At 57.3% G+C, this 20,119-nt stretch carries 17 protein-coding genes and 1 pseudogene; 5 read left to right on the plus strand and 13 right to left on the minus strand.

The window, feature by feature from the left end:
* Nucleotides 1-3,876, plus strand: a 3,876-nt coding sequence (locus H0O21_RS00005; RefSeq protein WP_370523058.1) for a hypothetical protein, incomplete at its 5' end; no start/stop codon positions are given.
* Nucleotides 3,877-4,001: 125 nt separating this feature from the next.
* Here the strand turns inward: H0O21_RS00005 and H0O21_RS00010 are convergent.
* The 5 genes and pseudogenes from H0O21_RS00010 to H0O21_RS00030 all read right to left on the minus strand — a co-directional run.
* Nucleotides 4,002-4,286, minus strand: a complete 285-nt coding sequence (locus H0O21_RS00010) for a hypothetical protein (protein ID WP_185189975.1) — start codon at nt 4,284-4,286, stop codon at nt 4,002-4,004.
* A 38-nt stretch (nt 4,287-4,324) separates the two neighbouring features.
* Nucleotides 4,325-5,476: an HlyD family efflux transporter periplasmic adaptor subunit gene (locus H0O21_RS00015; RefSeq protein ID WP_255441045.1), complete on the minus strand. Its 1,152-nt coding sequence runs from the start codon at nt 5,474-5,476 to the stop codon at nt 4,325-4,327.
* Nucleotides 5,476-8,448 carry an ABC transporter transmembrane domain-containing protein gene (locus H0O21_RS00020; protein WP_255441047.1) on the minus strand — a complete coding sequence of 991 codons (2,973 nt, stop codon included), beginning with the start codon at nt 8,446-8,448 and terminating at the stop codon, nt 5,476-5,478. Before H0O21_RS00020 ends, H0O21_RS00015 begins: the two co-directional genes overlap by 1 nt.
* Nucleotides 8,449-8,596: 148 nt before the next feature.
* Nucleotides 8,597-9,301: a peptidylprolyl isomerase gene (locus H0O21_RS00025; RefSeq protein WP_185189978.1), complete on the minus strand. Its 705-nt coding sequence runs from the start codon at nt 9,299-9,301 to the stop codon at nt 8,597-8,599.
* A 104-nt stretch (nt 9,302-9,405) separates the two neighbouring features.
* Nucleotides 9,406-9,735: pseudogene (locus H0O21_RS00030) on the minus strand (response regulator transcription factor); the annotation flags it as partial.
* Nucleotides 9,736-9,938: 203 nt separating this feature from the next.
* On the opposite strand from H0O21_RS00030, the gene H0O21_RS00035 reads away from it, so the two are divergent.
* Both H0O21_RS00035 and H0O21_RS00040 read left to right on the plus strand, forming a co-directional pair.
* Nucleotides 9,939-10,328 (plus strand): PAS domain-containing protein, encoded by a 390-nt coding sequence (locus H0O21_RS00035; RefSeq protein ID WP_185189979.1) that lies wholly within the window; start codon nt 9,939-9,941, stop codon nt 10,326-10,328.
* 90 nt (nt 10,329-10,418) lie between these two features.
* Nucleotides 10,419-11,597: a sensor histidine kinase KdpD gene (locus tag H0O21_RS00040; RefSeq protein WP_185189980.1), complete on the plus strand. Its 1,179-nt coding sequence runs from the start codon at nt 10,419-10,421 to the stop codon at nt 11,595-11,597.
* On the opposite strand, the gene H0O21_RS00045 is transcribed toward H0O21_RS00040, so the two are convergent.
* The 6 genes from H0O21_RS00045 to H0O21_RS00070 form a co-directional block, all read right to left on the minus strand.
* Nucleotides 11,543-11,908, minus strand: coding sequence for a hypothetical protein (locus H0O21_RS00045; protein ID WP_185189981.1), 366 nt, complete (start codon nt 11,906-11,908; stop codon nt 11,543-11,545). The genes H0O21_RS00040 and H0O21_RS00045 overlap by 55 nt on opposite strands.
* On the minus strand, nt 11,905-13,416 hold the full coding sequence (locus tag H0O21_RS00050) for a cell wall metabolism sensor histidine kinase WalK (protein ID WP_185189982.1): 1,512 nt from the start codon (nt 13,414-13,416) through the stop codon (nt 11,905-11,907). The genes H0O21_RS00045 and H0O21_RS00050 overlap by 4 nt, the downstream gene beginning before the upstream one ends.
* Nucleotides 13,409-13,804 (minus strand): response regulator transcription factor, encoded by a 396-nt coding sequence (locus tag H0O21_RS00055; RefSeq protein ID WP_185189983.1) that lies wholly within the window; start codon nt 13,802-13,804, stop codon nt 13,409-13,411. The genes H0O21_RS00050 and H0O21_RS00055 overlap by 8 nt, the downstream gene beginning before the upstream one ends.
* Nucleotides 13,805-13,906: 102 nt before the next feature.
* Nucleotides 13,907-14,257, minus strand: a complete 351-nt coding sequence (locus H0O21_RS00060; protein ID WP_185189984.1) for a hypothetical protein — start codon at nt 14,255-14,257, stop codon at nt 13,907-13,909.
* 250 nt (nt 14,258-14,507) lie between these two features.
* Nucleotides 14,508-16,316, minus strand: a complete 1,809-nt coding sequence (gene lepA / locus H0O21_RS00065) for a translation elongation factor 4 (protein WP_185189985.1) — start codon at nt 16,314-16,316, stop codon at nt 14,508-14,510.
* A gap of 48 nt (nt 16,317-16,364) precedes the next feature.
* Complete coding sequence (locus H0O21_RS00070; RefSeq protein ID WP_185190781.1) at nt 16,365-17,855, minus strand: malate:quinone oxidoreductase; 1,491 nt, start codon at nt 17,853-17,855, stop codon at nt 16,365-16,367.
* Between the two features lie 98 nt (nt 17,856-17,953).
* Here H0O21_RS00070 and H0O21_RS00075 point away from each other — a divergent pair, with 98 nt between their 5' ends.
* Nucleotides 17,954-18,199, plus strand: coding sequence for a NifU family protein (locus H0O21_RS00075; protein ID WP_007098450.1), 246 nt, complete (start codon nt 17,954-17,956; stop codon nt 18,197-18,199).
* Nucleotides 18,200-18,282: 83 nt separating this feature from the next.
* On the plus strand, nt 18,283-18,447 hold the full coding sequence (locus H0O21_RS00080; RefSeq protein ID WP_221625464.1) for a gamma-glutamylcyclotransferase: 165 nt from the start codon (nt 18,283-18,285) through the stop codon (nt 18,445-18,447).
* Here H0O21_RS00080 and H0O21_RS00085 read toward each other — a convergent pair.
* Both H0O21_RS00085 and rimK read right to left on the minus strand, forming a co-directional pair.
* Nucleotides 18,432-19,139 (minus strand): DUF4079 domain-containing protein, encoded by a 708-nt coding sequence (locus tag H0O21_RS00085; protein WP_185189986.1) that lies wholly within the window; start codon nt 19,137-19,139, stop codon nt 18,432-18,434. The genes H0O21_RS00080 and H0O21_RS00085 overlap by 16 nt on opposite strands.
* 24 nt (nt 19,140-19,163) lie before the next feature.
* On the minus strand, nt 19,164-20,105 hold the full coding sequence (gene rimK, locus H0O21_RS00090; RefSeq protein ID WP_370523118.1) for a 30S ribosomal protein S6--L-glutamate ligase: 942 nt from the start codon (nt 20,103-20,105) through the stop codon (nt 19,164-19,166).
* Nucleotides 20,106-20,119 lie beyond the last annotated feature (14 nt).

Genomic DNA, 20,119 nt, shown 5'->3' on the forward strand with positions numbered 1-20,119 from the left:
CAGATCGATCTCAATGGAGAAAACAACACTGGAACAGGCTATCAGAGCTCATATTCGGTCGGTCAGGTTAGTGCAGTTTCAATTACCGGGTTAGACACTTCTATCTTTGATGTTGATGATGCCAATATAGAATCAGCAGTTATTACCCTGGTTAATGCGCAGGCAGGTGATCAGCTAGTGATAGATAACCTACCTGATGGAATCGAAGCTCGCTTTGTAGAGAGTACTGAGGGATCAATCAGAATTGAACTCACCGGAAGCGCCAGCAAGGCTATCTATGCGCAAGGGCTTCAGTCGATTGGATTCATAAATAGGCTGGAGAACCCAAGCACAATTGCCAGGACACTAGAAATCTCCGTTAATGATGGGGACGAATCCAGCAATACGGCTATCAGTAGCCTGCAGGTCATTGGAATTAACTCCCTGAATGCTCCCTCCACAAAAACGATTGAAGGCAGCGATCTCATATTTGATGTCCAGTTAACTGCAACGCCAGTGAGCGATGTAGATTTTTCACTCTCTATAGGTGATGAGTCGACTGCAATCAGCGGAGTAGACTATAAATCAGTCCCTGCATTCACAAATGGTGTGCGGTGGATGGGCAATGATCCTAAATCGGGAAGGATCACGGTCCCAGCTGGAGTAGAGTCCTTTAATATTGTCTTTACCACAAATGATGATCTTGTAGTAGAAGGGACAGAAACTGTCGTCTTAAAGCTTGCGAGTGTTAGCGCAGTTGGCCAGATAACCGATGGCTCCGGTTCCTTCTTGGCTATCAACAACATCACCGTAAACGAAGGCTCTCCAACAGCTGTTTTTCGAGTAGAAGGCGTTGAAGGACAAGAGCTAAGGCTCAATCTTGAAGGTTACATTGATGACACAGAAGCTGGTCAAGGAGAATTCAATGCAGGAGCAAAAGCTGCAACCATGACTGGTAATGGCGCAGATCTAGACTCGTTCTTAGAAGTCTATAACGGCCAGACTTGGGAGCCCTATGTGCCAGGTAGTTTTGTAAGATATCCAACTGGGAGCACAACACTACTGGTAAGGGTAGATCTCAGAAATGATATCGAGTCCGAAGGCCGCGAAGCCTTTAAATTAATTGCCGAAGCTAAAGCTATTGACCCTATTGCTTCCGATGATGGGAATCTGATCCGAGTTGCAGGTATCGGGATCATCGCAGATGACGGGCGTGGCCCGTTCTTCAACGAAGCTGGTTCTGAAAACTATGATGTTGTCAGAGATGACGACAGACGCATCAAGATCTCTAGCATTAATATCAATGAAGGTTCGTCGTATGGAATTTTTACAGTTGCTAATAACGAAGTATCGGATCAAGAGATAAAACTTTCAGTTCAGGATAGCCCCAATAGCGGCTTTGAAACGGGACAAAGAGATTTAAAACCCGGTGAGAGCTCTGCGTTCAGCCCAGATCAACTTTCGAACAAAGTTCTAGAGTACTGGGACAACGAGAACAATGGATGGGTACAATTTACCCAGCAAGACTTTGTGCCCATCAAGGGCAACAGTCTCCTCTATGTGAGGCTCGATACCAGCAGCGAGCAGGATGATGTGTTCGAAGGTCAAGTGGGTGAATCGAGTATCGGCGAGACTTTCAAGCTTGTGGCTACTAACAATAATGGGGAAGAACTAAGTTTTGGCATTGGGCAAATTCTGGATGATGGTACCGGTATTAAATATACGGGAGATATCGCGGATGGAAGTCCAGTCACATCAACGAGCGATCTTGATGATGATCTTGACAAGGATGGTATCGCACCCAATGTGGAAGAAATATTAGCTACTCAAGCATTCTCAGTGGGACAAGGTGGCCAAGCAGGTGACCTGAACAATGACGGCATTCAAGACGCCGAACAAGCAGCAGTTTCAACACTGGCCTGGATCAAGGCAACAAATCTTGAGCTCGCGAAGACTGGAGAACTCTTAGATGTGAAGCCAATTGTTTCGATTGTGGTCGAAACAAGCGCAGATGCAAATCAGGTGGAAGAAGCAGGAGCAGCTGACAGCAAATATCAACTGCAGAACGTTAATGTTGTCAGTCAAGAGAGTGAAATATTCAGAGGCAGCAAGCCAACACAGACCAAGAATGAACTTGAAACAATCGAGGCAAACTGGGATCCCATCCTCTTTGACATTCAAAAGAAGGAGGATGCCCTAGAACTCGTTGATGCAGATCCAACTAGAGAGGGGACTCAAATTATCGTAACGATTGATATCGCCAGAAGCGGCACAAAAGAGGGCGACTTTAATGCTTATCTTAAGTTTGTGTCTGACGACGTAATTCAAACCGCAATAGACAACAACATTGATCTTAGAGACCTTGATGGAAACCCTATCACGGAGCCAGGATGGATTGACTTTACACGTCGCCAAGACGCGAGCGGAAACTACACTGGAGATGGCGCCCAGTTTATCGTAGAAGACATAGGCGGGCAGCGCATGATCACCAAGATAAGACTAACCTTTACTGACAACAAGTTTGGTGATAATGATTTGCTCAATACCGGGGTGAAAGACCCTGGCCTGCCAGTGAGGAGAACCCTACGGATTCAAGATGCACAGGCAGACTCCACCCCAGAACCACAACCATCTAGGCCAAATCTTCAAGAGCCAGAAGATGAACCTCTTCCACCGGTAACCCCTGAGGTAACGCCTGACGCACCGGTTTCAGCAGATGCTCCACCGGTAACGCCTGACGCACCGGTTTCAGCAGATGCTCCCGTCACGCCAACTGAACCAACGCCCTCTAGAGAAATCGAGGCAGAAGAAATTGAAGAAGAGCCAACCACGGTTCAGAAATTCACCAGTAATGAAGCTCGTAGGCTGACGCCTTTGGTCGCAGTAGCCGAAGTTGAGGAGATAACTCGCCGCACCACGGCAGCGCAGGAAAACGTTGACGAAAATAATGTTCAAGCAACAAACCTATTCATGGACGTACCCTACGATGAAACCAAGCTAGTTCGGGAACTTGTACTGCAATCGCAAGACACTTTGATAAATTGGGCGGCAAACGCCAGAATTATCGCAGGAGGCAATCGTGGTGAGAGCGTTCTCAACGGTCGCGACACGGTAAAAGGATCGACGAACAAAGATCATGGCCCCTCCGAGATCGCGGGCGAAGCTGCGTTAGGCCCTAACAGCAGGCGCCCATCTGTCGCAGGGGCGCTTTCTACATCAGAGTTGGGCCTTGAACCCAGGCTGGGCAATGGCTTACTGGATACCATCTTGCTCGGCGGTGGAGTGCTCTATGCCTTCAATCGCTTCAATACCAACAAGGTGACCAGTTGGGTCAATCAGTTGCTGGCCAAATCACCAAAATATTATGCAGGAGCAGGTCAATATGAAAGGGTGATCACGGTTTTCCTGATGGCATCGGAAACAGGGCTGCAACGCTTGATCGCAGCACGGGTAACCGACGAACAAATTGAAATTCTGGCCGAACAGATCCTTCCCATGTCCCTCAGTGCAGCTGCTGCACCCTCTCAGGCAGATCTAGACCGAGAACTACAGCAGCTGGTGAAGAAGGTCACCGACCAAACCAACTCGTCGCATGACCTTCTCTTGTTTGATCCCAAGCTAAGGGAAGATCTGCCGATTTACGAATCGCTCGGTAACGATGATCATGAGCTACAGCCGAAAAGTCTGCACGCAATCCTCAACAAACTCAACCCAGACGAGCTTTCCGATCTACGCCAATGGATCAGCAGGCCCTCTAGCTGCACCATCGACAATCACCCCATTGCAAACCGTCTCAAACAGCGCCAACATCAGCTGAGGAAGCTCGTCAACCACGACAAGTCCCGCTTGGTATCCATGCTGGAGCTCTGCCTGGCTATGGCCCAGCCCATGGCTTAGGGCGATTGGGACAGGTTCAATTCAAATCACTAGCTTCGATCGCGGCCACCGTAAACAAACGACGGAGGCCACGATGAGTCTCAGTCAGTAGCAGATCAATTGAGAACCTTTGTGTGACAGCCAGATCAGTTGGGTGCCTTCCATTCCTCCCACTCAACGTCCTGATCGGCGTCGGCGGGAGGTTGAGCCGAAGGCGGCATACGGCTGAGTGCGTCCTGGGGCCAACCCAGGCGCTGAAACACATCCTGTCGTTGTTCTTGTCCCATCGAGGCTAAGGCATTCACAACATCGCGCACTTTCTTCTCGTTGTGCACGAGTGCCATGAAGAACTCCTGTTCACTGGCCTCCAAGCCTTCAAACCACTGCACAAAGACGCGCACGCGGTCGGCGATCGGTCGGGTGGAAGTCATGGAATGAAATCTCAGAAGGATTTGGTGGCGGCAAGTGATCAGCCCGCAGGGGAGCGGATCTGGCGCAGCGCATCCAAAGCACGCTGCACCGCATCAGTGAGCAGAGTAATCACACGCTTATCACGCACAATCAGATTCACCGACACGGTCTGCCCCGAACTCACCTGGTGCCTTGTACCACTCTTCTCAAGATAGAGTCGATTGAGCGATACATAAGCAGGAAAACGAGGCAGGGGATTCTGCTGATCAGGAGGGAGAGAGTCAGTGCCGATGCTTTTTAAGCGACCAGGAATGGCTCCAAACTGAGTAAAGGGGAAGGCATCAATCCGAATTTGAGCGGCCTGACCAGGTTTCACAAAGCCAACATCGCGGTTCGTGAGAAATACCTTGGCCTCCAGTGTGCCTCGAGGCACAACTTTAAGCAAGGTCTCGTTCGCTTGGGCGGCATAACCAGGGCTCGATGGTTTGAGTTCAAACACCATCCCTCCGACTGGGGCCCGCAGCTCTTCGTAATCAAGAGACTTGTTCACCTCAAACAGTTGGCGCTCGAGGTCGCTGAGGTTACGCAACGATTCCTGGCGCAGCTTGACAAGCTCTGCCTGGACCTCGCGCAGATTCGCTTGCGATTGAGCAATCTCCGAGCGCAACTGCTGGATCTTGTTTTTCTGCTGTAAAGACTGAACCCCCTGGATCCCTCCCTGACGAACCAACGGCTCAATTTGCGTTAAAATGATTTGTTCAGTCTGAAGAGATGCTTCCAGGCTGCGAGTGCGAGATTCAAGGCTCTGCTCTCGTGCCTCATAGGCCCGCTCCTGCTCATTAAAGCGCTGGCGCTCCAACCGGAGCTGCTCGAGCAAAGCAGCCTGTCGGGTTTCATTCACCTCGGGGTCAAATTTGAGTAGCGGCTCGCCTGCTCGAACGGATTGCCCTTCCTTCACATAGATCTCATCGACAACCCCTGGTGCTGGGCTCATAATCGGCCGAGAGGCACCAATCGCTTGCAAGGTGCCGTTTGCCACAACAACCTCGTCGATCTTGGCGAAGGCCGCATACACAAATCCAAGTGAAGCTGTGCCAATAATCGACCACACCACCGCTTGACTCCATACAGGGGCGGGCTTAAGCCGCACCTCCTGGTAATCAACCGGGCGAGAATGAAGAGCGGCTTGCGTTCGCTTAAAAAGACCCATCAAACCAGCGCAGCCTCCTGCTGGTTGTAGAGCAAAGCATAGCGGCCGTTGCGTGCCATCAACTCATCGTGATTGCCCTGCTCCACGAGAGCACCCTGATCCATAACCAAGATCTGATCGGCATGGCGCAAGGCTCCTAGGCGATGCGTGATGAAAAGCACCGTGCTACCGCGGTAGGCCTGCATCAGATTCCGCGTCACCAGCTTCTCCGTTTGCACGTCGAGAGCACTGGTGGCCTCATCCAAGATCAACAGCCGCGGACGTTTCAGCACCATCCTTGCAATGGCGATGCGCTGGCGTTGCCCACCGCTCAATCCAGCACCCCGTTCACCCACCGAACTGCTGTAGCCAGCAGGCATGGCCTGGATGAAGTCATGGGCGCAAGCCACCTGGGCAGCGCGGCAAATGTCTTCAAAGGAAGAATCAGGGCGGGTTAGCGCCAAATTAGCTAACACCGATCCGTCAAATAGGAGACTATCCTGAGGGACCACACCGATCTGGGCGCGCAGGGAATACAGATCAACCTTGCTGATGTCGTAGCCATCAATGCGAATGGTGCCATCAATCGGGTCATATAGCCGCGTGAGCAGCTTCAGCAGGGTGCTCTTACCGCTACCGCTAGTGCCCACAATCCCGACAAAGGAACCAGCCGGGATCTCGAAATTCACATTCAGTAATTGCAGCGGTCCCTGATTGCCGAAACGGAAATTGACTGACTCGTAACGGATATTGCCGTGAACCGGAGGAAGAGGCGGTAACTGCTCGCCGGCTATCTCGATCTCTTCTGGGTGGTCGACGATGTCGGACAGACGCTCCAGCGAAAGAGAGGTTTCCTGGAAGCTCTGCCAAAGGGTGGCCAGCCGCAGCAGCGGGCTCGTGACGTATCCAGCCAAAATGCGGAAGGCAATCAGCTGACCGAGGGTGAGCTCGCCTTTGAGCACCAGGGAAGCGCCAATCCAAAGCACCAAGAGACCCGAAAGCTGCTCAAGAAACTTGCTCGCGGAACCAGCCGCCGTGCTGGTCAGAGTGTTGCGGAAACCAGCCTGAATTTGGCCTCCGTAAAGCTGTTGCCAACGCCAGCGACTGTGCAGCTCCATCCCTTGGCCCTTGACCGTTTCCATGCCGCTGAGGGTTTCCACCAAATGGCTCTGAACGCGGGCATTCGCTTCAGCCTGTGCACGCAGCTGCGCTCGAATAATCGGCGCTGCAGCTGCCGTGAGGGCAACGAAGAAGGGAACCACCGCCAGTGCCCAAAACGTGAGGCTGATGCTGTAGAGCATCATCACGGCGATGTAGATGATCGCGAACAGCGCGTCAAGCATCACCGTGAGGGCGGTACCTGTGAGGAAGCGGCGGATTTTCTCGAGCTCATTGATACGGCTGCTCACCTCACCAACGGGCCGGCGAGCGAAATAGCCCAAGGGGAGGCGCAATAGGTGATCGATAATCGTGGCACCTAAGGTGATATCAATGCGATTGGTGGTGTCGGAAAAGAGATAGGTGCGAAGGGCTCCGAGGACTGCTTGAGCCACCGCCATCCCAACAAGCAATGTACCAAGCACATTCAGGCTACTGAGATTGCCCTGGGTGATCACCGCATCAATGATCTGCTGAATCAACAGTGGATTAAGCAACGCAAACAACTGCACAAAGAAACTGGCAATCAACACCAGAATCAAAATGTTGCGGTGCTGCATAAGGGCCGGGAGAAACCAGCCCAGGCCGAATCGCGCCGTCGGTGAGGACGCGCTTCGTTCCAGCGTCAACACCTGAAGCTTGCCCTGATCACCAAAGCCAATCAGGCTCTCGAGCCCACGGCGCTCTTGAACCGCGCAAGGATCACTGCAGAGCGCATCCTCGACATCCACCTGCCAGATCACAAGCGGATGTCCCTCCTGCATCACCACCACCGGTGTTGGCAAACGTTGCAGCTGGGATTCGCTGACCTCGAGAATGGATGCCCGCAACCCCATCAGTTCGCTCACAGCGGCCAGCTGCAAAAGACCAATTCCTGCCTCTCCCTCCCGTTGCAATTGATCCGCAAGAATCCGCCGCAACACGTCCTTCCGGAAGGGCAGGTCAAAAAAGCGGGCCAACATCCGCAGGCAGGCCATCGGTTCATCGATCGGCCCCTGCCCCGTCACATGGGGAAAGCTGCCGTCGTCGCTGAGGCGTCCATACCAATCTTCGAGGGCATCGGTTTGCGCAGGCACAAGTGCACCTGGGCTTTCCAGCCACTCCGGCTCGAGCACTTCGTCATCGGGAAGCGAATCGCCACCCACCACCATGACCGCTGGCATGCGGGTTGGCGGCCAGCCGGTTGGCTGAGCAACCAGGCGCCCCGGCAACTTGCCACGCACAAACAACTCAAGTGGACCCGAGATCTCCGCTCCGGGTTCCAGGCCCTCAAAATTGGTGGAGCTCACCAACCAGGTGCCGGCATCGATTCCCAGGCTGTGGCTGCCGGGCGCTAGAAGCTGCACCTGCTGCTCACTGCGAGAGTCGTGCAGTTGATTCGAGGCCCAGTCGCGCAGGCTTTGGCGGAGCGGCAGGTTGGCGCAACCACTGGCAGCGATCACGGCATAGAGCTCTTCGAGGCTGGGTGACGCCAGAGCCGGGCAGGGCTGGGGCAAAGCCTCGCAGGCACCCAAGAACGCTCCCGCAGGCATGAGCCACAACTTTGTAGGCAAGGCAGCTTGCAGGGCAAAACCCGTTTCGCCGCGGAGCAACGCACGCTCACCCACCATGCCAGTGGGCCCAACCCGCTGCAACGTAAACGGTTCCCCGTGTTCGTCCCTGGCCAACAATCTCAGCTGGCCCTTCACCACAAGAGCCACCCCTGGTGGCAAGTTGCCATGGTCGTAGAGCTTTTGCCCAGGCCTGAGCTTCAGCGGCCGGAGCGCCTCGGCCAGCTCAGCTTGATGCTTTGGAGGGAGCTCATTAAAGGGGGGCCAGTCGGCGACAACTCCCAAGGCAATAACAAGGTCCACAGGCTTAGTGAAACCCCTTGCAAATGAGCGAAGCGATGCTCAAGGACGTCCTAGATTAATGGTAGTGATTTTGCTGAACAACACCGGCAAAGGCAAGCCCTGTCCCCAGATCCAGCAATGATGTCGATTGCTAACAAAGGCTGTGGACCTGGCTCTGCGGTGGCTGCCGCAGGCGTTCTCGCAGGTAGAGATCCCCCTCATCCAGCAAGAGCCTCTCCTGCAACGGAGAATCGAGTGTGGCCGCTTGGAGGATTTCGAGGCGCACCACAACCCACCAGCCCTCTAGTTGCTTTGGAGGCCAGATCTGCCCAGGTCGACTCACCTGCAGCAGTTTTGCCAGAGCAGGGTGCAGCTGGCTGAGCGGCACAGGTCCCAACACCCCGCCACTGAGCTTCTCCGGGCCGCCAGAGAACTGAGAGGCTAGCTTCGAGAAGCTGGCCTCTCCCTCCTTGATCTGGAGATGTAGTTCGGAAGCCAGTTCGCCATCCAGGAGGCGAAGCATGGAGTAAGTCACTCGATCAAACTCAGACTTGCGCTTCAGAAAAATCGTTTGCAGATCGGCACCCCAGCGCTCACGGCACCACTTCAACCACTGCCAGGAGCGCGCCGCCATGAGATCCAGATCACTATCCACCAGGCCGTAGCGGTCCAACCAGGCCTGGCGCGGCTCCAGCTCTTTCAACCCCAACTGACGCTCCAGGTTCTGGCGTAGCAGCAGCAGCCGCTCAGGCTCTGGCAAAGGGCAATCCCGCAGCAGCTCATCGATGCAGCGCTCACGTTCTACCTGCTCCAGAAGACCCCATCGGGCCAGCTCCCCTCCACTTACATCGCCCATCGGCGGATTCCCTCCCCACAGCAGCAGAGAAGCTGCCTCAGCACCCAACAATATTGGAGTTTACGCCGAATCGCCGGCAAGAATCGATCAGATCTTGAGGGCGATCACACCATCTGAAGCTGCAGCAACAGATCCGGTACTGCCGGTTCCGCCTCCCAGCGGCGGCGCGGCAACGCCCGCAAGCGCGCCAGCAGCTCATCCACCGAAAAGGGTTTCACCAGATAGTCGTCCACGCCCGCATCGAGCGCTTGAACGCGATCGCTCACATCGTCGTGGCCGGTGAGCATCGGCACGGGCAAGCTGATCCCGGCATCCCCCATCCGCTGGCACAGCTCAGGCCCGCTGCCATCGGCCAGGTTCCAATCCAGCACCAACAAATCGGGTGGACTGGGCTGGTCGAGCTGATCCCAAGCACCGGCCGCATCAGCTGCGGTGCTCTCCTGGTAGCTCTCGGCCTACAGCGCCTCCTTCAAACACGTGCGCAGACGCGGCTCATCATTCACCAGCATCACCTGGATCGGAGGATCAGAGGCCGTCGTGCTGAGCACCCTTCAGAACCAAAGGTTCACCCTAAAAGTAATGGGATGGACTGCAAAAAGAACCGTTAGACTAGTGCTGGAATTGGTTCTGTGAAACCGTGTCCACCGCCTGGACCCCTGGAGCCATCGCTGAGCTCCGTACGAAACTCAACCTGCCCTTCGTGCGCGCCGATGCCCAGGGCCTGGTGGTGGAGTTCAATCCCCGCTTCAGTGAGGTGTACGGCTGGGACGCAAGCCTGATCGGCCAATCCATCGGCGAAATCCTGCCGGCAGAGTTCCGGGAACTCCATCATAGCGGCTTCGCGCGCTTTCAGCTTACCGAAACCTCGAAGGTGGTCAACCACCCCCTCACTCTGGCCACGATCTGCAACGACGGCACCGTGATCAGCAGCGAGCACTATATTGTTGCTGAGAAATCCAATGACTCCGTCTGGAGTTTTGCCGCTACGTTGCGCCCCCTCGAAGGACCCCACGCTCAACCCCAGTAGGCCTGCGTTTCGCCCCTGACCCCGCATCCCGCTGCAGAGAACCCCGATCCAGGGGCGCTCCTGGATCAACTCCGCCAGTCACTTGGACTGTTGCAGGTTGCCTTTGATGCCTCGGAGCAGCCGATGCTGATTCTCGATGCAGCCAACAAAGTGCGTTGGGGTAACCAAGCAGCTGCGGATGCCTGGACCAGCGGCCTGCCCATCCTGCTCCCCAGCAAGACTTTGACTGATCTCGTGCAGCTGGCCACACCAGCCGGCCATCCGATCAGCGAAAACGAACCAGCCCATCCCCTCTCCAGGATGAAACTGGCCAATGGCGATGATCGCTATCTCCTGCTCCAACCAGGCCAGGCCAGCGGCCCGCTTGAAGCCCATCGGGTCCGCTGGCGGCGGGTCACGGAAGTGCCGGGTGGTTTTGTGTTAATCACCTTTGCCAATCTTGGCCCAGCTGAACGAGCGCTGCTCCAACAGCAACGGCTCATCAACCAACTAGCTCACGAACTTCGCACCCCATTGGCCATCGTGAATGGTTGCTTGAAGCGCTTATCTCGTAGCACCGATTCCGAAGCACAGAAGCACAAACAAATCACCACAGCTCACCAGGAAATTCGGCGCATCGATCGCCTCCTCGAGCAACTGAGTTTACTGAGCCAGTTGGATGTCGGCAGCTACCGGCCGACGCTCGAAACCCGATCCCTGGGCTCCTTCTTAGAGGGGTGGTCGCGGCAATTGCGGCGGCAGGCGCGCGATCGCGTGAGCTTCAATCTCGACGACCTCAATCCCGCGCTGCAACTTCAGCTGGATCAACTGGCCTTCAACCGCATTCTCAACCACCTGCTCGAGAACAGTCTGCGCTTCTGCCCGGCCAAATCACCAATCCTCATTACTGGCCATGAGCGGGATAATCAGCTCGAAATCCTGTTTATGGATTGGGGCCCAGGTATTCCCGAAAGCGATCTCGCGACAATCTTCGATCGTTTCCGGCGCCTTGAAACCATGCGCAGCGTCAGCCACACCGATGGCTCCGGTTTAGGACTGGCGGTGGTGCGCGCGCTCACAGAGGCGATGGACGGGACTGTATGCATCCTGCCGAATCGCGGTGCCGATGGCCTAAGCCGTGCAGGAACGGTGGTGCAACTCATGCTGCCTGTGCATACCCCTAAGCCCCCAGCAGGGGCCTCAGGGCAAAATAACCTTGATGCAGCACACCCCTCTCAGAGGGATGAAGCCGGCTTGGATCGGACCGAAGAATCCGGCACAATCAAATAGAACGAAATCACAGATGCGGCGGCAACCGCTAGAAAAATGTGATCGAGCCAGCCCATCTCAACGCCCATCCCCATCACCGTAATCCAGGTGTTCACAATCACCATCACAACCATAAAAACCGCAAAAACAACAGCCAGGGCTTTGAGGACCACCCGCCGTGACTGCCACAAGACGAGCAATACAGGAACGAGCACAACGGTCGAAACAGCATGCAAAATACGCATGCTGGTTTCAGTGTGAAAGTGCGGTGTCATCGCCGCCCAAAGATTCACTGGCACCATGAAGGCGCAGAGCAGGAGATAAGCAATCATTCCGTTACAGGCAAAGGGATAGGAACACAGGTGGGGAAGGCCAACACAAAGGTAGTGCCGGCTCCAACCTCACTGGTCACGGCGATGCTGCCATCCATCGCTTCCACCAGCAACTGCACCACGGAGAGCCCCAGCCCGGAGCCTTGCTGGTCTAGCGCATTGGGAGAACGGTAAAAGCGATCAAAAATCTTATCGAGGTCTTCCGCCGGAATACCCACACCTTGATCGATCACAGAAATCAACAGCATTGAACCATCAAGCTTGAGCTCGATCGTGATACAGGAGTCGGGCGCGGAGTATTTCGCAGCATTCTCAAGCAGGTTGAGCAGCACCTGCTTCAGCCGGTCGCGATTAGCCAGGATACAAACCTTGAATTGATCAGGCATCCCCAGCTTGATCCGCCTGGAGAGCGACGTTTGAGCCACAGCAGACGTTTCCTGCACCACCTCCATCGCACAGATTTGATCCAGAGAGACAGCCAAACGGCCATTATCGGAGCGTGCAAGATCGAGAAGATCTGAAATCATTCTTGTGATTCGAGCTGCTTCTTCTTGGGCGGTTTCGATAGCCTTGCGCTGCTGATCAGTGAGATTGTCGCCGCGGCGCAGTGCTCGCTTGAGATAGCCAGAGAGAATCGTGAGCGGAGTGCGTAGTTCGTGGCTTACCGCATCAACAAATTGACGTTGATGATCCCAAGCATCTGACAAACGATCCAAAACCCGATTGAACGCTTGCGCCAGCTGATCTAACTCAACAGGCGCATCATCGAGCTCGATACGCAATCGGTTGAGATTGTCAGCCTTGACCTGATCTGCCATGCTATTCAATTGCAGCAGCGGCCGAACAATTCGAGACACCAGCAAGCCAACCCCAAGCGCAGTTAAACCCAGGATTGTACCCCAGACACCAACAAGGAGACCAAAAAAGTTTTTATCGTCCATCACAGCCGCAGTCACGTTCTCGGCCGTCCACACCTTTGAGCCCATCCCGGCAATCTCGTGTTGGTGCACCACAAATTGCTCATCGCCCAAATTGACCACTTCCGCTTCATAGCCCTCGTTTTTCAGATGATCGGCATCAACACCGTTCGACACCTGGGAGCCGATAACTCTATCCGCGGCCTGGATCAAGGCCTGGGGCACGTCAACCACCTGCGATTTAGCCGTGAACAAAGACCCGTTCTTGTTCTGGATCCAGAAGAAGAAGTCAGATCCGCTGTACTCATCCAAACACGGCTGGGCGAGTTCAGGTGTCATCAAGGCATCATGCTGATCAAGACCACCTTGTTCATGCGCCGACTCAGCCAAGCAGCTCATCATCAACGTGGACATTCTCGTGGCGTGACGGTGATGCTGGTGGATCAGATTGCGATAGTTGAGCCAGATACTGGCACTCGAAGCAAAGCTGAAACCAAGAAAAACAGCCGAAAAGGCCGCCAACTGCAAGCGCCCCTGGATCGAGCCGAGCAGACGTGTACGCCATGCACGGCGAGCAGACTGATCAGCCACAGTCTCGCTTCACCCTTAAGTACTGATCAACCAGCCCGGGCAGACTGTCAAACAAATCGGGCTTGAGAACATAATCATTGGCCCCAGATTCGAGCGCTTCCCTACGCTTCGCATCATCACTAAGCGCCGTAACGATCACCACTGCCCCCGAAAAGAGACGCTTTTTTAAATGCTGCAAACACTGAAGACCATCCATTCCAGGCATCATCAGATCCAACAGGATCAAATCAATCGGCTCTCGATCAACCAGCTCGAGCAGCTCAGCTCCGCTGGCGCACAGGCACGGCTTAAAGCCTTCATCGCAGAGCTCATCGTCGAGCAAGGCGCGGATCCTTGGGTCATCATCCACAACCGCCACCGTTGGGCGTTCGCTCGCGGAGTCGCTCATCGCTCAGCCGGCTCGTGGCGGGACTATCTCTAACGGCAAATCTAAGTGGCTAAAGCGTGCTTTGCACGCGCAGAGCGACCTCTGCGCTCATCGTTGTGGTGATCAAGGCTCCGGGCCGCTGCTGATGCACCAGGCGCATGGCAGCCCAGCTACCGGTTGGATCCACACAGATCGAGAAGGGAAGCGCAGAAGAAGCGCCAAGAAGTCGCAAGGGTAAGCAGGCGCTCGCGCTGCAGCGCAGGCTCTGAAGCCACCCGCCAGCGCACGCTGCCTCAGGATCGCCATCGCCGAGATGGGTCCGCCCTTGGCGGCGTGCAGGATGGCGGCGCGAAGACCTTCCACGCTCACATCGCGGCCGCGGGCCATCAGGGGGCGGAAGGGCTGGGTTTGTTGTTGTAGGAAGGCCACCCCCGCGGGCGGATACAGGAAATTCGCCAGGGGCACCAAGCCCACGGCCTAGGGCTTGGCCAGGGCCGCACGCAGCTGATCGTCGGGCCAGCCGGAATTGGCGGCCAGCTGCAGCAATTGGCGATCGCCGATCGTGCCAACAGCCACAAACTGCTGCGGCGCGGCGTAAGGAATCGTCCATCGCTCTGCGCCACTGGCCAGGCGCAGGGTTTGGGTGGCACAGGGGGCTCCAGCGGTGCCGGGGGCACGATCACTGGGCCGGTGGGTTGCGCCGGTGCGGCCGTTGCGAGCCTTATCACTGGTTGAGCTTGAGCACAGCCATGAAGGCCTCTTGGGGCACGTCCACCTTGCCCATTGCCTTCATGCGCTTCTTGCCTTTGGCCTGTTTCTTCAGCAGTTTCTTCTTGCGGGAAATATCACCGCCATAGCACTTGGCCAACACATCCTTACGGATCGCGCTGATGCTGGTGGAGGCAATGATGCGGCTACCAATCGAAGCCTGGATGGGGATCTTGAACTGCTGGCGGGGGATCAGTTCCTTCAGTTTTTCCACCAGGGCCTTGCCCACGTTGTAGGCCTTATCGCGGTGCACAATCGTAGTGAGGGGATCAGCCCGCTCGCCATTGATCAGCACATCCAAGCGCACCAGTTCGTTCTTGCGATAGCCGATCAGTTGGTATTCCATCGACGCATAGCCCTGGGTACGCGTCTTCATCTGATCAAAGAAGTCAGTCACCACTTCTGCCAGCGGTAGTTCATAAATAAGCGTCACACGATCGGTGGTGATGTATTTCATATCGAGATACTCGCCGCGCCGTTCCTGGCACAGGCCCATCAGCGCGCCGTTGTACTCATTCGGCGCATAGATCTCCATCTTCACGTAGGGCTCTTCAATCGACTCGCGCTTCTGCGGGTCGGGAAGCGTGGCGGGGTTATCCACCATCACGTCCGTTCCGTCAATCATGTTCACCTTGTAGATCACCGACGGTGCAGTGACGATCAGATCGAGGTCGTACTCCCGCTCCAGCCGCTCCTGCACGATCTCCATGTGCAGCAAGCCCAGGAAGCCACAACGGAACCCGAAGCCCATCGCACTGCTGGTTTCCGGTTCGAACTGAAGCGCCGCATCGGAGAGCTGAAGCTTGTTGAGCGCTTCGCGCAGATCCGGATATTGGTCGGCCTCCGTGGGGAACAGGCCGCAGAACACCATCGGCTTGGCCTCGGTGTAACCAGGCAAGGCCTCGTCTGCCGGAGCATTGAGCAGGGTGATCGTGTCGCCCACGCGGGCATCGGCCACAGCCTTGATCGAGGCCGCCAGGTAACCCACCTCACCGGCGTGGAGCTCCTCCACCTTCTTCTGATCCGGCGCCATGATCCCGATCTCATCGAGCTCATAGGTCTTCTTGCTGGCCATCAGCAGCACCTTGTCTTTGCAGCTGATCCGGCCGCTCATCACCCGGAAATACACAATCACCCCCCGGTAAGGGTCGTAATAGGAATCAAAGATCAGTGCCTTGGTGGGCTCCTCCACCGCATCCTTCGGCGCTGGCACCCGGTCCACCACCGCTTGCAGAATTTCGGGTACACCCAACCCTGTTTTGGCCGAGCAGGCAATGGCCTTGCTGCAGTCAAGGCCGATGATCGCCTCCACCTCTGCCTTGATGCGATCGGGGTCGGCACCGGGCAGATCGATCTTGTTGAGAACGGGAATGATCTCGAGGTCGTTCTCCAGTGCCAGGTACACATTCGCCAGGGTCTGGGCTTCCACCCCCTGGCTGGCATCCACCACCAGCAGCGCCCCTTCACAGGCCTGCAAGGAGCGACTCACCTCATAGGAGAAGTCCACGTGCCCCGGGGTGTCGATCAGGTTGAGCACGTATTGCTCACCGTCGGCTGCGGTGTAGTTCATCCGCGCCGCCTGAAGCTTGATCGTGATCCCCCGTTCCCGCTCCAGTTCCATGTTGTCGAGGAACTGATCCTGCATGTCGCGGCTGGCCACCGTGCCCGTGTCCTGCAGCAGCCGATCGGCCAGGGTCGACTTGCCGTGGTCGATGTGAGCAATGATGCAGAAGTTGCGGATCCGTGAGACGGGGGCGTCGGTCATGCGGTTGGCGGAATCCCGGCTCGGGCTTGTGTCGTCAGTGAAGCGATCCTAGGGAGCAGCCACCAGCCCCAGAAGCGCATCACTGCGCTCCCGGGTGCGGGCTAACAGCGCCGGATCGGCATTGATGTCCTGCCCATAGCTGGGGATCAGTCGCTGCAGGCGTTCATGCCAGGCCGCCGTGGTCAACTGTTGCGAGAAACAGCGCTCCAGCACCTCCAGCATGATTTTGACGGAGGTGCTGGCCCCCGGTGAGGCCCCCAGCAAGGCCGCCAGGGAACCATCCGCAGAGGCCACCACTTCGGTGCCCAGCTGCAGGCGCCCGCCCTCGGGCGTGCGTTTGATGATCTGCACCCGCTGGCCAGCCACCGAGAGCGTCCAGTCCTGGTCGCGGGCTTCAGGCAAGAAGGCGCGTAGGACCTCCATCCGATCGGCCTCGCTCTGGCGCAGCTGATTGATCAGGTACTTCACCAGGGGAAGGTTGTTGACTCCCACCTGCAGCATCGGCAGCAGATTGCCAGCCCGCATTGACATCGGCAGATCCAGCAGCGAGCCCGTCTTGAGGAACTTGCTGCTGAAACCCGCATAGGGACCAAACAGCAGCGAGCGCTTGCCATCGATCCAGCGCGTATCGAGGTGGGGCACCGACATCGGCGGCGCTCCCACCTTCGCCTTGCCGTACACCTTGGCGTGGTGGCGCGCCACCAGCGATGGCTCGCCGCACACCAGCCACTGACCACTCACCGGGAAACCGGCATAGGCATGGGCTTCGGGGATGCCGCTGCTCTGCAGCAGAGGAAGGGCTCCCCCGCCAGCGCCCAGGAAGACAAAGGGGGTCTCCACCTGCCGAGCACCCGAGGGTCCGCGCAGATTCAAGACCCAGTCACGATCGGAAGCCACGCCAAGCCTGTGGCCGCGGTTGAGATCGGTAACCGTGGTGCCGAACATCACATCCAGCGCACCAGCGTTTTGCAGAGGAGCCAACAAGGCCCGGGTGAGGGTTCCGAAATCCACATCCATCCCTCGCTCGATGCGCGTCGCGGCCAGGGGCTGATCGCGCCCGCGCCCTTCCATCACCAGGGGCATCCAGGCTGCGATCTGCTGCGGATCACTGGTCCACTCCATTGCCCCAAAGGCAGGTAAAGCGCTCAGCTGCCGGTAGCGTTGCTGCAGAAAGGCCACATCCTCGGCACCCCACACCAGGCTGAGATGGGGCACCCGATGCAGAAACCCCTCTGGCTTCAGCAGGCCCTGTTCAGCAAGCGAGGCCCAAAACTCCAGGCTCGATTCGAACGCGGCATTGATCGATAGAGCCTTAGCCGTCGCCACCGTGCCATCAGCCTGCAGCGGGGTGTAATTGAGCTCACAGTTGGCCGCATGGCCGGTGCCTGCATTGTTCACTGCAGCACTGCTTTCCAGCGCTGGCGCCTCAAGACGCTCCACCAGCAGCAGGCGCAGCTCAGGGTCTAGGGCATGCAACAACGACGCCAAGGTGGCGCTCATGATTCCCGCGCCCACCAACACAACGTCGTAGCGGTTCACAAAAGAGACAAAACGGAGTGTGATGCCCAAAGGCTATGGAGCCGGTGCCCTTCGCGCCTGCCTACGATCGTGTTCTCTTCCGACTCCGTTCATTTGCCATGAGCACCGAGACCCTGCCGCTCACCAGTGAGAACGTGGAGAAGGTGCTCGATGAGCTGCGCCCCTTCCTGATGGCCGACGGCGGCAACGTGGAGGTGGTGGAGATCGATGGCCCCGTGGTGAAGGTGCGTCTGCAGGGAGCCTGCGGCAGCTGCCCCAGCAGCACCATGACCCTGAAGATGGGCATCGAGCGCAAGATGCGTGAAGCGATCCCCGAGGTCAGCGAAGTGGTGCAGGTGCTCTGAACCTGCTTTTCGTTTACGGCAGCCTTCGCGCCAACGGCCCTGCACACCACTTGCTTGGGGGTGCAGCTGCTGAAGCATCTGGGATGCTGCAACCCGGCATCGGGTCCGTGGATGGGGAGGTGTATCGCGTCAGCGGTGCCCTCTGGCCCCTGCTCGATGCCTGGGAAGAAGCCCCTCAGGTCTATGAGCGGGTCCAACGCCAGCTCGATGACGGTCGCTGGGTATGGGTGTATCAGAGGCCCGGCTGAGCCGGCGGCGGGCAGGTGCGCGCCTCAAAATTGCAGCTGTAGATCGTTGGTTTCTGCCAGCTCAGGGGAATCTCGAGAAGGTCCCGGGTACCGGTGAGCCCTTGCATCAAAAACAGCACCGCCGCAAGCACACTGGCGCTCACATGCAGACGCCGGAGGCGGATGTCGCGCAGGATCTCGGGCCGGGCGCCAAGGGAGAACAGCATCAGTCCAGTGACAGCAACACCAGCCCAGTAGTGCGACTGCCAGAAGGCTCCATCCAGGGGGTTATCGGATAAACGCCACACCTCCGGCTGGGCGCCGAGCCCCAGCACACCGGCCCAGGTGATCATGGCAAAGACCAGGCGCAACCCCGGTGCCTTCGAGAACCAGAGCGCCACCAGGCTCACCAGCGTGCCGACCAGCACCAACACCAACTGCATCGCCCGCGGGGTCCCCCCCGCGAACGCCGCCAGAGGCGCCTTAGTGGCAATCACGACAGTGAGCGCGATCAGCACGATCACCACCACGCCGGCCGACAACCAGCGACCCAGATCACTGTGGTCGCGCCCCACCGTGGCGGGGAGTTTCGTCTTCTGCAGGCGCCGCTGCCGGGTCTGCAGCGCCAGGCGAATCACCATGCCAATCAAGGGATAGATCAACACCACCGCCAGGAACGGATGCAGGATCCAGAGCCAGTCAACGGATGCCACGCCCGGGACGCAGTTCAGGCCTCCTCAGGCTAAGGCGGAATGCACGGGACGCACCCAGCCGAGCTTGCGCTCCAGCTCCTGAATCATCCGCCCCGCCAGGTCTTTCCCCGTGGCGGTTTCGATGCCCTCCAACCCCGGGCTGGAATTCACCTCCAGCAGCAGGGGGCCGCGTTCTGAACGGATGATGTCGACACCGGCCACATCGAGGCCCATGGCACGGCAGGCCGCGATCGCCAGACGTCGCTCGTTCTGCAGCACCCGCACCGCCCGGGCCTTACCGCCCTGGTGCAGGTTGGCGCGATAGTCGCCCAGGGCCGCGGTGCGCTCGATGGCCGCCACCACCTTGCCGCCCATCACAAAACAGCGGAGATCCTTGCCGCCGGCTTCCTTGATGAATTCCTGCACCAACAGGTTGGCGTTGATGCTTTTCATCGCATTAATCACGCTCTCGGCTGCCTTCTGGGTTTCAGCCAGTACCACGCCGCGCCCCTGGGCACCCTCGAGCAACTTCACGATCAGAGGAGCCCCACCCACCATCGTGATCAGATCTTTCGTGTCGAGCGGGGAACTGGCAAAGCCAGTCACCGGCACATTCAGGCCATGGCGCACAAACAGTTGCGATGCCAGCAGCTTGTCGCGCGAGCAGCTGATCGCTTCCGCCGTGTTGAGCGTCTGCAGGCCCATGGCCTGGAACTGACGGGTCACCGCGCAGCCATAAAACGTGACGCTCGGGCGGATGCGCGGGATCACCGCATCGAAACGCTCCAACACATCGCGGCCCCGGTAATGCATCTCCGGGCTCTGGGCATCGAGGCGCATGTAGCAGTGCTTGATCGCCAGAAACTCCATGCGATGGCCGCGCTCCTCCCCCGCCTCCATCAAACGGCGATTGCTGTAAAGGTCGGGATCGGTGGCGAGCAGTGCGATGCGTAGCCCCTTGCGCTCCACCCGGTGATGGGCATACATCGCCTCCACCTGGG

Source organism: Synechococcus sp. HK01-R (assembly GCF_014217855.1).
GTDB lineage: Bacteria > Cyanobacteriota > Cyanobacteriia > PCC-6307 > Cyanobiaceae > Synechococcus_C.